The following is a 14,614-nucleotide window of genomic DNA, read 5'->3' on the forward strand; positions in this document are numbered from 1 at the left end:
CTGAGCCCGGTAGGGCTCGATGACCCGATCGATGACCTTGGCCCAAGCCCGGCGCATTGCGCTGGCAGCCCAGGGACTTCATCAGGAACGGCCCACCGGCCCGGCAACCGCCCGGCAGGTGGGCCGCACCTTCGAACGCCTGCAACTGCTCCAGATTGATTCGGTCAATGTTCTGACCCGGGCGCACTACCTTCCGCTTTTTGCTCGTTTGGGGCCCTACGCTCCGGCCCTGGTGGACCGGATGTCCTCACGGTCACCGCGCCGCATGGTGGAGTACTGGGCTCATGAAGCCAGCTTTATTCGCCCCGAACACCATGCCGACCTGTTGCTCTGGCAACGGCGGACCTGGATGGGCAGCTTCAGCTCTGATCGTCCGTGGCTGCGTGAACTGGCCGACCGGATTGTGGAGTTGCTGGCTTCCTCGCGCCCCCTGACTGCCCGTGAAGTGGCCGCCCGGTTGGGGCATCACGAGAAGATCGACCGCTCCGGCTGGGGATGGAACCGGTCCACGGTCAAGGAGGCGTTGGAGGCGCTCTTCGCCGTCGGAGAGGTCGGCGTTGCCAGTCGAAACGCCCAGTTTGAACGCCGCTATGCCCTGATCTCCCAGGTTCTTCCCCCGCACGCGCGGGACGCGGGCCCCCTCGCGCCGGTCCCGTTAGGTTCGGGGGCCGAACGTGAATCCTCGGCCCATCGACTGGTTGAAGCGGCAGCCAGGGCCCATGGCATCGGCACGGTGCGCTGCTTAGCCGATTACTTCAGGTTGCCTGTTCGCGTCGCGGCAGTTGCCGTGGAGCGGCTTGTCGAGGAAGGGGTACTTGAGCCGGTTGACGTCCTGGGGTGGCCCGGACGCCAATTCCTCCACAACAGCGCGCTCAAACCCCGCACGGCGCGGGCGCGAGCACTGCTGAGCCCCTTCGATTCGTTGGTCTTCGAACGCCGACGGCTCGAGCAACTCTTTGGGTTCCACTACCGGCTCGAGATCTATACCCCAGCAGCCAAACGACGTTATGGCTACTACGTGCTCCCGTTCCTGCTGGGTGAGCAGATCGTGGCCCGGGTCGACCTCAAGGCCGATCGTGCCCGAGGCGCGCTCATCGTCAGATCCAGCCACCCAGAACCCGCAGCGCCCACCGAAACTGCCGCTGAACTCGCGTCAGAGCTTTTCCTGATGGCTGAATGGCTCGGTTTGGAATCGGTGCAGGTCCAACTGGAGGGTAGCCTTTCCCTAGAACTGGCCGCTACGGTGGGGACGCGAAGCACGGGAACTTGAACGGGCTGTCGATCGTGTCTCCCGTAGACTGGTCAAGCCAGAATTCCTGTGCCTGAGATTTGGAGCTACCACGTGGCATCACTGCTAGAACGCGTCCTGCGGACCGGCGACAAGAAGACCCTGAAGCGACTGCGCGGATACGCGGAGGCCATCAACCTGCTTGAGGACGAGTTCCGGGCCATGTCGGATGCGGATCTGCGGGCCGAAACCGAGGGCTTCAAGAAGCGCTTCCAAGAAGGCGCTTCACTGGACTCGCTGCTACCCGAGGCCTTTGCCGCAGTACGCGAGGCGTCGGACCGCACCCTGGGCATGCGTCACTTCGACGTCCAGCTCATGGGCGGGGCCGCCTTGCACTTGGGTGATATTGCCGAGATGAAGACCGGTGAAGGTAAGACTCTGGTCGCCACCGGGCCCGCCTACCTGAATGCCATCTCCGGCAAGGGCGTCCACGTCATTACGACCAACGACTACCTCGCCGAGTACCAATCGGACCTGATGGGGCGCGTCTTCCGGTTCCTCGGCATGACAACGGGCTGCATCCTGTCCAACCAGGATCCTTCCGTGCGTCGCCAGCAGTACGAAGCAGATATCACCTACGGAACGAATAACGAGTTCGGTTTCGACTATCTGCGCGACAACATGGCCTGGAGCAAGGACGAGCTGGTCCAGCGCGGCCACAACTTCGCCATCGTCGATGAGGTCGACTCCATTCTCATCGATGAGGCCAGGACCCCGTTGATCATTTCGGGTCAAGCCCAAGGCGACGTGAACCGCTGGTTCAGCGAATTCGCCCGACTCGTGACCCGGCTGGAGATCGACACCGACTATGAGGTCGATGAAAAGAAGCGCACCGTGGGCGTGCTGGAGGCAGGGATCGAGAAGGTCGAAGACCATCTGGGCATCCACAACCTCTACGAAGAGGCCAATACCCCGCTGATTGGTTTCCTGAACAACGCCATCAAGGCCAAGGAATTGTTCAAGAAGGACAAGGACTACGTCGTGATCAAGGGCGAAGTCATGATCGTCGACGAACATACCGGCCGTACCCTGGCCGGGCGCCGCTATAACGAAGGCATGCACCAGGCGATCGAGGCGAAGGAAAACGTCGAGATCAAGGCCGAGAACCAGACCATGGCCACGGTCACCCTGCAGAACTATTTCCGCCTCTACGCGAAGCTTTCCGGCATGACCGGCACCGCGCAGACCGAGGCAGCAGAGTTCATGGGCACCTACAGCATCGGTGTCGTGGAGATCCCCACGAATAAACCGATGGTGCGTAAGGACCAGTCGGACCTGATCTACAAGAACGAGATCGCCAAATTCGACGCCGTTGCCCAGGACATCGTTGAACGCCACGCTGCCGGACAACCGGTCTTGATCGGCACCACGAGCGTCGAAAAGAGCGAATACCTTTCCCGCAAGCTCGCCCAGGAGGGCGTCCGCCACGAGGTGCTCAACGCCAAGCAACACGCCCGTGAGGCTGCCGTGATCGCCCAGGCCGGCAAGAAGGGCGCTGTCACCGTGGCAACCAATATGGCTGGCCGCGGTACCGACATCATGCTCGGCGGCAACGCCGAGTTCCTGGCGGTTGCTGATATGGAACGCCGTGGGCTGGATCCCGAACGCGATTCGGAGGAATACGAGCGGGTCTGGGATGAGGTCTTCGCCGCGGCCCGGGAGAGCGTGAAGGCCGAGGCCGACGAGGTCCGCGGGCTGGGCGGGCTCTACGTCCTGGGTACCGAACGCCACGAATCCCGCCGTATCGACAACCAGCTCCGTGGCCGTTCCGGACGTCAGGGGGATCCGGGGGAGTCCCGTTTCTACCTGTCCATGACCGATGAGCTGATGCGCCGCTTCAACGCCAACGCGGCCCAACGGATCATGAACAACCCCTCGATGCCCGAGGACATGGCACTGGAATCGAAGATCGTTTCGCGGGCCATCGAAACCGCCCAGGGCCAGGTCGAGTCGACCAACGCCGAACAGCGCAAGAACGTCCTGAAGTACGACGACGTCATGAACCGCCAGCGTGAGGCCATCTACGGCGACCGCCGTCGCATCCTCGAAGGCGGCGACCTGCAGGAGCAGGTCCAGCATTTCTTGGAGGACGCGATCAAGGCCATGGTGGCCGAGACGACGAGCGTGGGGCACGGTGACGACTGGGACTTCAAGCAATTGTGGACCAACCTGGGGCAGTTGTACCCGATGGGGTTGACCATTGACGAAGTCCTGGAAGAAGGTGGTGGCCCCGGCCGCATCACCCCGGAGTTCCTCCACGAGGAGATCCTCTCCGACGCGCGCGTTCAGTACGAAGAACGCGAACGGGCCATTGGGTCGGAAAATCTGCGTGAACTCGAACGCCGCGTCGTCTTGAGCGTGATCGGACGCAAATGGCAGGAACACCTCTACGAGATGGACTACCTCAAGGAGGGCATCGGGCTGCGGGCGATGGCCCAGCGTGACCCGCTGGTCGAATACCAGCGCGAAGGTTTCGTGATGTTCCAGACGATGATGGAGGCCATCCGCGAGGAAAGCGTCGGTTTCCTCTTCAACCTCGAGGTCGAGGTTGCCGCGCCGACACCGGTATCCCTGCCCGGGGTGACCGACGGGCGTTCGAACACCACGACGCCGGTACTGAACACCCCTGGCCTGGACGCGCCGGCCCGTCCGTCGACGTTGCAGTACACCTCACCCAGTGAAGATGGCGACCCGGAATCCCATGTGGAGCGTTCCGCCTCGACTGAAAACAAAACAAAGGGCAAGGCCAACCGGGCCGAGCGTCGTTCCAAGAAGTCCAAGCGCAGCTAACCCAACTGCAGGTCGACAACGGTCCAGTGTCCGTGTCGCCGCTCCACCCGGAGAGCGGCGGCACGGACACGGTTGTTTTCGGCGACCACCAGGCTGGCCTCGTAAGCGCCGGTCGCCACCGGGCAGAGCCGGGTGCGACGGATGCTGGTGTTGCGGTGGGATCGGGATCCGTCGTCGGGTTGCGTGGCATTGATCAGGGCGACTCGGCAACGAAGTTTCTCGTACTGGCTGGCTTCAAGCCAACGGGCCAGCTGGTGGACCGGTCTGACCCCCGACATCGATTCGAACGCGGCGAGGGCGACCAGGCGCACGATCGTCTGCACGTGGGCGACTTCTTCGCGCCGGGCTGCTTCCCCCGCTTCGTGCCGCGCACCCGAAGCCGGGCGGCCCGGCGTGGTCCTGTCGGTGGTCTTGGCGGGATACCGATAGGTGGAAGCCGGGAGTAGGTCAGCGAATTTGCGCACTGGCAGGGGGCGGATCATTGCCTCCGGTGATCCTGCGGAAAACCCGATCCCGGGACCGGCAATACTATTTGGTGGCGGGGGATCGGGTTGTGCTGGGTGGCTCATGGCTCCTACTTTCCGTTCTGGTCCAGCTCGGCTCGTGGCCGGGTCAAGACGGTTCCGATCTGCAATAGATCCGGGTCTGGGCCGATGGCTTCCCGGTTGGCTTGGTACCAGCGAGGCCAGTCGTGGGCAATTTGTGCATCACTTGCCCCGGGCCCGGCCATCCGGGCGGCGATCAACCAGAGTGAATCTCCGGTACCGACCACTACCGTGTTCCCCGGGCTGGCTGCTTCGCCTGGTTGGCCCATCAGTCGGTCCATGGGCGCGGCCGGCTGCTCGGCATTCCATTGAGGTGTTGGTAGCGGAGGTTCGGCCAGGGAAGCAGTAGGTACCCTCGCTTCCGGTGCGGGGACCGTGAGATCGGGGCGGGGAAGGCTGAAGGGAACAGTTTCAGCCGAGATGGCTGGGGCGGGAACGGGAGCGAGGGCGTGGGCGGTCGGCACCACCAGGAGCTGGGAGCCGAGCAGGGCTGCAGCCAAGCGGCGCATAAAGGCCGGTGAAAGGCGGGCCGTGTGCTGGGCTGCTGCCGCCCGTCCGCAGCGGCGCAGGATTTCACTGAGGAGCGCGGCCAGGAAACTGAAGAGCCATCCGATGATCACCGCCAATCCCAGAACGACACAGGTGAGCGCCGCGTTGCGGTCCCAACCGACGGGGGAGTACCTCGAAGGCCCGCCTCCTGGAATGCCGTGGTGGAGCCAGACGGCGCCACAGAGCACCAGCAGGATCCCACAGAGCACGATTAACACCCCGGTGATGACCGACGTCGTCTGCTCAGGGTCATCCAACCCTTGTCTACTCACGATCATCACCCTCTTGTTTGATGTCATTTAATATCATTTGTTGGTGTCTGAGGTTGATCATTGCACTTGTCGTCGTTGCTGTCCAGAGGCTTCAGTTATCCATGGGAATAGGGTGGGCCCATGCGTTGGGAGTCTTTATTCGCCGATCTGGAGTCCCAACTGAATGCTGCCCGGGCGCGGGAGCGCACCGTGGAGATCCAGGAGATGGTCCGGATCGAACGGTCTCAGCTGCGGCTCTGGGACCATCTGGCTGGTCAAACCGGAGGGCACATAGCTCTTGACCTGCTCTCCGGTCAGCGGTTGCGCGGCGTACTGGTTCATGTGGGGGTGAATTGGTTATCGCTGCTCGAGGGCACTGCCGAATATCTGGTGCTGGCCGCAGGGGTCAGGTCGATAGAGGTGGCCGCTCAGCGTGCCGCGGTCGTGGAGGACGCCATCGTTCGACGCCGGGTGAGCCAAGGCGCTGCCTTGCGTTCGCTCGTGCGCGACCGGGCCCGGGTGACGGTGTGGGCCGTCGATGGTGTTTTGCTGGGGAGCGGGACCTTGGACCATGCCGGAGCCGACCATATTCGTCTGGCCCGACATCCTGCCGACGGGTACCGCCGCAGCGCAGACGTGAAATCCGTGGTCTTGCTTCCCTTTGGCTCGATCGCTGTCCTGCGGCATGAGGCCTGAAAACCGCCGAATATCCACAGATCGCCTCAGACCCTTGGGTGTTAAGGGTTGAGTCATTAGTGTTGACGTTCAGGGAGGGACCATCCACCGGCACTTCTCCTACCAACGCAGACTGTGTCATCGCAGTGGGCGGGAAGCTGAGGCAGCGTGGCAACCGATGTGCAGCACAGTGAGCCGGCGCGCAGATTGCGCAAACCCGGGTGGAGGGACCCGCGGCTGATTGTTGGCATCCTTTTGGTCGTCGTCGCGGTGGCGGGGGTCTTGACCCTGCTGTCGGTGCAGAACAAAACGGTTCCGGTCTACGTAGCCAACCAGGACATCAGCATGGGGGAGAAGGTGGAATCCACCGGGCTGGACATCGTCGACGTACGCCTAGATTCCGTCCAAGACCACTACCTCACCGCCCAAGAGGCCCTTGCCGAAGGTCTGCAGGCCAATACGCTGATCCGCAGTGGTGAGCTGGTGCCCTTGGCCTCCCTGGGGGGAAGCGACCCGCAGGGACGTAAACCTCTATCAGTTGAGCTATCCAAAGACTTGCCCGTCGCAGTGGCAGTCGGCACGAGAGTTGATGTGTGGGCTGCCGAGCGGGGAGCGAACTCCACCACCTTTGAGGACCCGAAGAAGCTGCTGGAAACCGTGGAGGTCAGTGCCATCCATGAGCTTGATTCCGGTTTCGGAGGAACCTCAGGGCAGGTGGTTGAACTTCTGGTGAGCGATGAGGATCTGCCCGATATGATTTCTGCGCTGGCCAATGAAGCGCAATTGACAGTGGTCTTCGCCGCTGGAGGGCCCACCGAATGAGTATCGCCGTCGTCGTCTGGGGCTGGGGCGGAGATTTGGCGGACCGTCTTGAACGGCTGCGCGGAATGGTCACCATCGTGCGGCACTGTGAGGAACTGAGTGAAGTCGTTGCCTTGGCCGAATCCGGTTTGGCCGATGCCGCGCTACTGATGGGCCCGCCGATGGACATCGACGCGGAGTTCGCCGACGAATTGTCCTTCCACGGCGTACCTGCGGTGGTCATCACCGACGAAACCTCGGATGCCGCTCGGCTCTCCGAGCTGGGCCTCGGCGTGGAACCCACGACCGCAACAGAACAATCGATCTCCGACTTGCTCGAACTGTTGGTTGCCGGCGTCCACCGACCGCCACCGCGCGGTGCGCGTCGTGCGCAGGCCTCCGAGAGGGAAGAACCCATCGCGCAGCCCGAACCCTGCCCAGTCCTGGCCGTCTGGGGTCCGGTGGGTTCGACTGGGAAGACCCTGATCGCCGTGAACCTGGCTGCCGAAGCTGCCATGGACGGCCGGCGGGTGTTGCTGGTCGATGCCGACACCTACGGCGCCAGCGTCGCCGTCCACCTGGGGCTGCTCGACGAGTCGGCGGGGCTGGCGCAACTATGTCGGCTCTCCGATCAGGGCATGCTCGACCAGTCCGGATTCGAACGTTCCTGTGCCGCCGTCGCCGTCGGTGGGACGACGATCCGGGTGGCCACAGGGTTGTCGAGGCCGCAACGCTGGCCCGAAGTACGGGCCGGGGCCTTGAACCGGGTGCTGGACTTCGTCCGCCGTCGCGCCGATGTGGTGGTCGTGGACGTCGCTTCCTTCCTTGAACGCGACGAAGACCTGACCTACGACACGTCTGCCCCGCAACGCAACGGTGCCGCCCTCACCGTCTTGGAAGCCGCAGCAGAGGTCATTGCCGTCGGGTCCGCCGACAGCGTCGGGGTGCCCCGGATGATCAAAGGCCTCGAGGAACTGCGGGACATCCTGCCCGAGACGACACCACGCGTGGTCTTCAACCGGGTGCGTCGTTCGGCAGTGGGGCCCTCGCCCGAACGGGCGCTGCTGGAGAGTTGGGAGCGCTTTGGGCCAGGGGGCGGGATCGACGCGATGCTGCCCTGGGACCCGGACGCAGCGGACCGGGCCTTGCTGCAGGGCAGTGTGTTGGCCGAGTCGGCCCCCGACAGTATTTTGCGGGGCAAGATCGCAGCCCTCGTTTCGGTGGAAATCCGCCGTCGTACGGGGTTCTTCAACCGTTGATACGGCCCATTGGGAGCTAACCGGTCCTCGGGTTAGTCTTGAAGTGTTCGAGACCGCAAAGGCGCGGTCCTCATCCTTTTACGGAGGCGTTAATAGATGTCGTCGGAGTCGGGCAGTCCTACAGGATTCATTGCCGAGACCAACACCCCCCAGTTCGCCGAGGCCTACTACGGGCATCTCTCACCGGAGGACGCGACAACGTATCCACCGGAGAAGCTCAGCCACCGCATCGGGGTGCATTTGGGCGTCGGGCACCAGCGCGAGCATGGCCGGGCGAAGGTCGCGGTCGACCTGGAGGAAGATCGTGCCGTCGCCTATGTCGTCACCGATGACATGCCCTTCCTGGTTGACTCGGTCACCGCGGAGATCGTCCGACAGGAACAAGGCATCACTCTGGTTGTTCACCCGACGTGCCTGGTCCGTCGCGACGAACAGGGGATCGCGACCACCGTTGAACCGGTGAACACCGCCGAGGCCACCTCATCCGGGGACACCGCCGCCTTGCCGAATCTTGCCGGCTTCATGAATCAGGTCGGGACATCAACCGTCGAATCCTGGATCGCCATCGAAATCGCCGGGACGCCGGACCAGGAACGGGTCACGGCACTGGTCGAGGGCCTGGAGCAGGTCCTCTCCGATGTGCGTGACGCTGTGGAGGATTGGGCGCCGATGCGCGCCAAGGCCCACGAGATCGCCGATTCACTTGCTGACGTGAATTCCGAGATCCCCGACAGGGAAAGCGCTGCCGAGCTATTGCGCTGGCTCGACGACGGCAACTTCACGTTCCTGGGATATCGCGAATACGACCTGGCCGTTGAAGACGGTCAGGACGTCCTGCACGTCCGCCCCGAGAGCGGGCTGGGCCTGATGCGCAGGTCCGGCACCACCATGCTCCGGCAGGAACTGACCAAATTGGGGCGGGACAAGGCCCGTGAGAAACGTCCGCTGGTGATCACCAAGGCCAACTCGCGGTCCACGGTCCACCGCGCGGTCTATCTGGACTACATCGGGGTCAAGAGCTTCGATGCCCAAGGCAACGTCACGGGCGAACAGCGCTTCATCGGCCTCTTCGCCACGAGCGCCTATACCCGTCCGGTCCGGTCCGTCCCGGTGGCCCGCGAAAACGTTGAACGCGTGCTCAAGGCCTCGGGTTTCGCCCCGGACTCGCATTCAGGCAAGGACCTGCTGACGATCCTGGAGAGCTACCCGCGGGATGAGCTGTTCCAGATCGAACCCGAGGACCTCCTGCGTATCGTCACCGGAATTCTCCGGTTGCAGGAGCGCCGTCGCACGAGTCTGTTCCTCAGGCCCGATATTTACGGTCGGTTTATGTCGGCACTGGTCTTCCTTCCCCGCGACCGGTACACCACTGCCGTCCGGTTGCGCATCGAGAATGAACTGAAGAAGGCCTACTGCTCGGATTCCACCGAATTCGAGGTGCAGATGAACGAATCTGCCCTCGTCCGCCTGTTTTACCGAGTTCGGCTACCCCTGGGCGAGCAGACGCCCACGGTCTCCCGCGAGGAGCTGGAACAGCGGTTGGTGCGGGCCGTCAGATCCTGGGCCGAAGGTGTGGACGAAGAGGTGCGCAGCCGCTTCGAACGCTCCGAAGCCACTGAATTGTCCCGGCTTTGGGCCGATGCGTTCCCGCAGGCATACCGGGTGAACTTCGAAGTCGAGGACGCCCTCGAGGATATCGAACGCTTCTCCACCTACGATGATCCGGAACATGAAGGCCCCGTGCTGCAAGTCTATGTCCCCTCAAATGTCGAGGACCAGCAGGGTGTCGACGCGCGGCTGAACCTGTATTTGACCGAACCGCTGTCGTTGAGCCGGATTCTTCCGGTGCTTTCCCATCAGGGACTGGAAGTCGTTGATGAGAAGCCGTTCGCCATCGAACGACGTGACGGCAAGAAGTTCTACCTCTACGACCTGGGTCTGAAATACCCGGAGGGCATCGATCCGCTGGAAACCAGCGACCTGCTGACCGAGGCCTACCGTGCGGTCTTCGTCGGACGGGCCGAGTCCGATGCCTTCGACCGTCTGATCCTGACCCAGGGACTTTCCTGGCGGGAGACCGCTGTTCTGCGGGCCTACGCGAAGTACCTGGGCCAGCTCGGCGCCTCGAACTCCTACGGCTTCATTGCCGACACGATGCTGGCCAACCCGGAAGTCACCGAGGCGCTGGTCGACCTGTTCGAGGGCACCTTCGATCCGGATCTCGACGAAGGCCAACGGAAGGTCCGCACCGAAACGGCCCGCGCCGCTTTGGATGCTGGCCTCGAACATGTGGCCACCCTTGACGCTGACCGACTCCTGCGCCGCTTCGTCAACGTCATCGACGCCACCACACGCACGAACTACTACCAAGACACCATCCACCTCTCGTTCAAGCTCGAACCGGGCCGGATCGACAGCGCTCCCTTCCCCCGCCCGCAATACGAAATCTGGGTCTATTCGCCACGGGTCGAAGGAGTGCACCTGCGCTACGGCAAGGTCGCCCGCGGTGGTCTGCGCTGGTCGGATCGCCGCGAGGACTTCAGAACCGAAGTCCTGGGGCTGGTCAAGGCACAAATGGTGAAGAACGCCGTGATCGTCCCCACCGGGGCCAAGGGTGGGTTCTTTGCCAAGAACCTGCCGGACCCGACGGTTGATCGCAATGCCTGGATCGAGGAAGGCAAGGCCGCTTACCGCATCTTCATTTCGGCCTTGCTGGACATCACCGACAACCTGGTGAGGGACGGCGACACGGAGAAGGTGGTCGTGCCGGATCGTGTGGTCCGTCTGGACGACGACGACACCTACCTGGTCGTTGCCGCCGATAAGGGGACGGCCAGTTTCTCCGATACCGCCAACGAGATCTCGTTGGCCCGTGGTCACTGGCTCGGTGACGCCTTCGCCTCCGGTGGTTCGGTGGGCTACGACCACAAGGCCATGGGTATCACCGCGCGCGGGGCGTGGGAATCGGTCAAACGGCACTTCTTCGAGCTGGGTGTCGACACCCAGACCGAAGAATTCACCGTGGCCGGGATCGGGGATATGAGCGGAGACGTCTTCGGCAACGGGCTCCAGCGTTCCGAACACGCCAAATTGGTGGCCGCCTTCGACCACCGGCATATCTTCCTGGACCCGAACCCCGATCCGAAGCCGGCCTACGCAGAGCGCCAACGTCTGTATGAACTACCCCGCTCCAGCTGGGGAGACTACGACACGTCGCTGATCAGCGAAGGCGGTGGCGTCTATCCCCGTCAGTCCAAGTCCATCCCGGTCTCCGACCAAGTCAGAGAGGTTCTCGGCTTGCCGGACGGGACGACGTCGATGTCTCCTCCGGATCTGCTGCGGGCCGTACTGTCGGCTCCCGTGGACCTGGTCTACAACGGGGGCATCGGCACCTACGTGAAGTCTTCCTCGGAATCCCACGCGGATGTCGGGGATCGTGCCAATGACGCCATCCGGGTCGATGGCAACGATTTGCGTGCTCGCGTCGTCGGCGAGGGTGGAAACCTGGGAATGACCCAGCGTGGACGGATCGAAGCCGCGCTCAACGGGGTCATCCTCAACACCGACGCCATCGACAATTCCGCCGGAGTGGACTGCTCCGACCACGAGGTCAACATCAAGATCCTGATCGACCGCATGGTCACCGCAGGAAAACTGCCCGAGGACGAGCGGGCAGAGTTCCTGCATTCGATGACCGACGAGGTCGCCCGGCTGGTCCTGCGCACGAACGTCGACCAGAACATCCTGTTGGTCAACGACAAGCAGCACCTTTCCGAATGGAGCCCGAGCTTCGAACGCCTCATGGACTGGCTGGAGGAGAACGCGGACCTCGACCGCGAGCTCGAGTTCCTGCCCAGTACCGAAGAACTGGAGGAACGACTAGCCGGAGGTAAATCGCTGACCGCTCCCGAGCTAGCTGTCTTGGTGGCCTATTCCAAGATTCAGCTGGCCACCGCGTTGGCGCAGACCAAACTCGCCGACGACCCATATTTCGATCAGACCATGCGCGAGTACTTCCCGGTACAGCTATCCGAGAAGTTCCCCCAGGACGTCCTGACCCACCCGTTGCGTCGGGAAATCGTCAGTACTGTCGTGGCCAACGACATCGTCAATATGGGTGGCATCACCTATGCCTTCCGCGTTCTGGAAGAGACCAGCGCTACCGAGGAGTCGGTGGCTCGCTCGTTCGTGGCGCTGCGCGAAATCTATGCGCTGGATGAGTTCGTTGACGCAGTGACCGATTTGCCGGCAAGCGTTCCCGTCGAACATTGGTGCCGTATCCAGCTGGATATGCGCCGGCTGCTGGACCGGGCGACGCGTTGGTTCATCTCCCATGTGGGATCCGGTACGAGCGTCCAGCAGGACATCGACGCCTTCGAACCGACGGTCACCGCCTTGCAGGCCGAGCTCGGGGACCTGCTGCGCGGAGCCGACGCCGAGCGCGTCGCCGAATGGAAGGCCAACGGCCTCCGGTGGGGACTGCCCGAGGGATTGGCTTCCCGGTGGGCTCTGCAGTTCGAGGGTTTTGCCTTGCTGGATATCGCCCAGGCTGCCCACGTGCAGGGACTGCCGGCCCGAGAGGTCGCCGCCGTCTACTACGTGGTCTTCGAACGCTTCGGTATCGACGGATTGCTCGAACGCATTACGCGGCTCCCACGCGGAGACCGGTGGCAGGCGTTGGCCCGCGCGGCGCTGCGCGACGATTTGTATTCCACGGCGGTGGATATCACCGAGGCGGCACTGAAAGCCGCACCGGAGGTGCTCGCCCCCGAGGCGCGAGTCGTTGCATGGGAAGAGCAGAATGCCGACAACCTGGCACGAGCGAAGAGCATGTTCGATGAGGTCAATAGCCTCGAACGCGACGATATGGCTTCACTGTCGGTGGCACTGCGTCTCCTGCGTTCGATCGTCCGGCGGTAGCTCTTGGCGACGTTCACCGATCCGATCCGGGCCGAAGCCGACTTTAGGCCTGGGGACGAGGAATGGCTCCACCTGCTGGTGGGGGATTGGCAGATGGTCGCGGACCTGGCCTTCGCTGACTTGGTTCTGTGGCATCCCTCGGCAGGAGGGACGTATGTGGCCTTGGCGCATGTACGTCCCTCCACCAGCCACACCGTCTTCCATAGTGACTTCGTCGGTGAGCGGATCCGCAAGGACCTGCGCCCACTGGTCCAGCAAGCCTGGACCAGTGGCGAATCCCAGCGCGCCGGCGAGGAGCACTGGACACAGGAATCGGCCATGCGTATCGAGGCGTTCCCGATGGTGCGCAACGGTAGGACGCTGGCAGTAGTCACGAGTCATCAGGACCTGTCCAATTCGCGGATGGCCTCCCGGTTGGAACAGACCTATAAGCAGTGTGCAACTGATCTGTTGCGCATGGGCATGCAGGGCCTGTGGCCGGACTTTGCCACCCCTACAGGGTCCCGGCGTGGCGCTCCTCGCGTCGGTGACGGGCTGATTCGTCTTGATGCCGAAGGCATCGTGCAATACGCCAGTCCCAACGGGGTCTCTGCTTACCGTCGTCTGGGTGGCGTGGATTCCTTGGAGAGCCGTTCACTGGCTGAAGTGACGACGGGGCTCCTCAGAGACCACCGTCTCGTGGACGAATCCTTGGCATTGGTGGTCACCGGCAAAATGCCGTGGCGTACCGAAGTCGAGTCCAACGGGGTCAGTTTGTCCCTGCGCGCCATCCCCTTGCGTGACGGCAAGAAGAGATACGGGGCCCTGGTGCTCTGCCGTGATGTCACGGAGCTACGGCGTCGGGAGATGGAACTGGTGTCGAAGGACGCCACCATCCGTGAGATTCACCATCGGGTGAAGAACAACTTGCAGACCGTAGCGGCCCTCTTGCGCATGCAGTCACGCCGCATGGTCAGTGAAGATGGAAAGCAGGGACTAGAACAAGCCATGCGCAGGGTGGCAACGATCGCGTTGGTGCACGAGACCCTATCCCAGGGGCTGAGTCAGAACGTTGACTTCGATGAACTGATTGACCGCCAGTTCAGGTTGGCTGCCGAAGTCGCCTCACCGGGTCAGGTGGTTCATACAGAACGTTCGGGATCCTTCGGCGGACTGCCCAGCGAGTTGGCAACCCCGCTGTCACTCGTCGTCAACGAACTGGTTTCCAACGCCGTCGAACACGGTTTGGGGGAGCGAGACGGTACGGTCAGCCTCCATGCAGTGCGTCGAACGATCGCCGACGGCAGCGAACGGTTGCGCGTGGTGGTCTCCGACGACGGCCGTGGTCTGGGTTCCGAACCCCGCAAAGACGGGCTTGGACTGCAGATCGTGCGCACCTTGGTGACCAGCGAACTGGCCGGAACCATCGAATGGGAGCCCGGAGCCCATAGCGGCACCGATGTCATTCTGGATCTTCCGCTGCGCAGCTGAAGGACCAAAGAAGACAGGATCACATAACGCAGGCCGGCCCCCGAAGGGACCGGCCTGCGTTGTGGT

At 63.0% G+C, this 14,614-nt stretch carries 9 protein-coding genes; 7 read left to right on the top strand and 2 right to left on the bottom strand.

The annotated features are described in order from the left end of the window. The first annotated feature begins 19 nt into the window (after positions 1 to 19). Together FM101_RS11595 and secA are read left to right on the top strand one after the other, a co-directional pair. Positions 20 to 1,270: a winged helix-turn-helix domain-containing protein gene (locus FM101_RS11595; protein WP_143269282.1), complete on the top strand. Its 1,251-nt coding sequence runs from the start codon at positions 20 to 22 to the stop codon at positions 1,268 to 1,270. A 72-nt stretch (positions 1,271 to 1,342) separates the two neighbouring features. Continuing rightward, the gene (secA, locus tag FM101_RS11600) at positions 1,343 to 4,078 is read left to right on the top strand and encodes a preprotein translocase subunit SecA (protein ID WP_086999749.1); all 2,736 of its coding nucleotides are present in this window, start codon (positions 1,343 to 1,345) and stop codon (positions 4,076 to 4,078) included. Here secA and FM101_RS11605 read toward each other — a convergent pair. Together FM101_RS11605 and FM101_RS11610 are read right to left on the bottom strand one after the other, a co-directional pair. Then, positions 4,075 to 4,647 carry an Rv3235 family protein gene (locus FM101_RS11605; RefSeq protein WP_143269283.1) on the bottom strand — a complete coding sequence of 191 codons (573 nt, stop codon included), beginning with the start codon at positions 4,645 to 4,647 and terminating at the stop codon, positions 4,075 to 4,077. The genes secA and FM101_RS11605 overlap by 4 nt on opposite strands. 5 nt (positions 4,648 to 4,652) lie before the next feature. Then, a complete protein-coding gene (locus FM101_RS11610) occupies positions 4,653 to 5,444 on the bottom strand; it encodes a LysM peptidoglycan-binding domain-containing protein (RefSeq protein WP_143269284.1) in 792 nt (263 codons plus the stop codon). 120 nt (positions 5,445 to 5,564) lie between these two features. On the opposite strand from FM101_RS11610, the gene FM101_RS11615 reads away from it, so the two are divergent. The 5 genes from FM101_RS11615 to FM101_RS11635 all read left to right on the top strand — a co-directional run bounded on the left by FM101_RS11615 (position 5,565) and on the right by FM101_RS11635 (position 14,548). After that, complete coding sequence (locus FM101_RS11615; RefSeq protein ID WP_086999754.1) at positions 5,565 to 6,119, top strand: hypothetical protein; 555 nt, start codon at positions 5,565 to 5,567, stop codon at positions 6,117 to 6,119. Positions 6,120 to 6,266: 147 nt separating this feature from the next. After that, entirely contained in the window at positions 6,267 to 6,920 is a 654-nt protein-coding gene (locus FM101_RS11620) for a hypothetical protein (protein WP_143269285.1), read from the top strand. Continuing rightward, complete coding sequence (locus FM101_RS11625) at positions 6,917 to 8,158, top strand: AAA family ATPase (RefSeq protein WP_086999758.1); 1,242 nt, start codon at positions 6,917 to 6,919, stop codon at positions 8,156 to 8,158. Before FM101_RS11620 ends, FM101_RS11625 begins: the two co-directional genes overlap by 4 nt. A gap of 96 nt (positions 8,159 to 8,254) precedes the next feature. Continuing rightward, positions 8,255 to 13,078, top strand: a complete 4,824-nt coding sequence (locus FM101_RS11630) for an NAD-glutamate dehydrogenase (RefSeq protein WP_086999760.1) — start codon at positions 8,255 to 8,257, stop codon at positions 13,076 to 13,078. Positions 13,079 to 13,081: 3 nt separating this feature from the next. Continuing rightward, positions 13,082 to 14,548 carry a sensor histidine kinase gene (locus FM101_RS11635; RefSeq protein ID WP_086999762.1) on the top strand — a complete coding sequence of 489 codons (1,467 nt, stop codon included), beginning with the start codon at positions 13,082 to 13,084 and terminating at the stop codon, positions 14,546 to 14,548. The last annotated feature ends 66 nt before the right edge of the window (positions 14,549 to 14,614 follow it).

It is taken from the genome of Arthrobacter rhombi, from assembly GCF_900163545.1.
GTDB lineage: Bacteria > Actinomycetota > Actinomycetes > Actinomycetales > Micrococcaceae > Arthrobacter_H > Arthrobacter_H rhombi_A.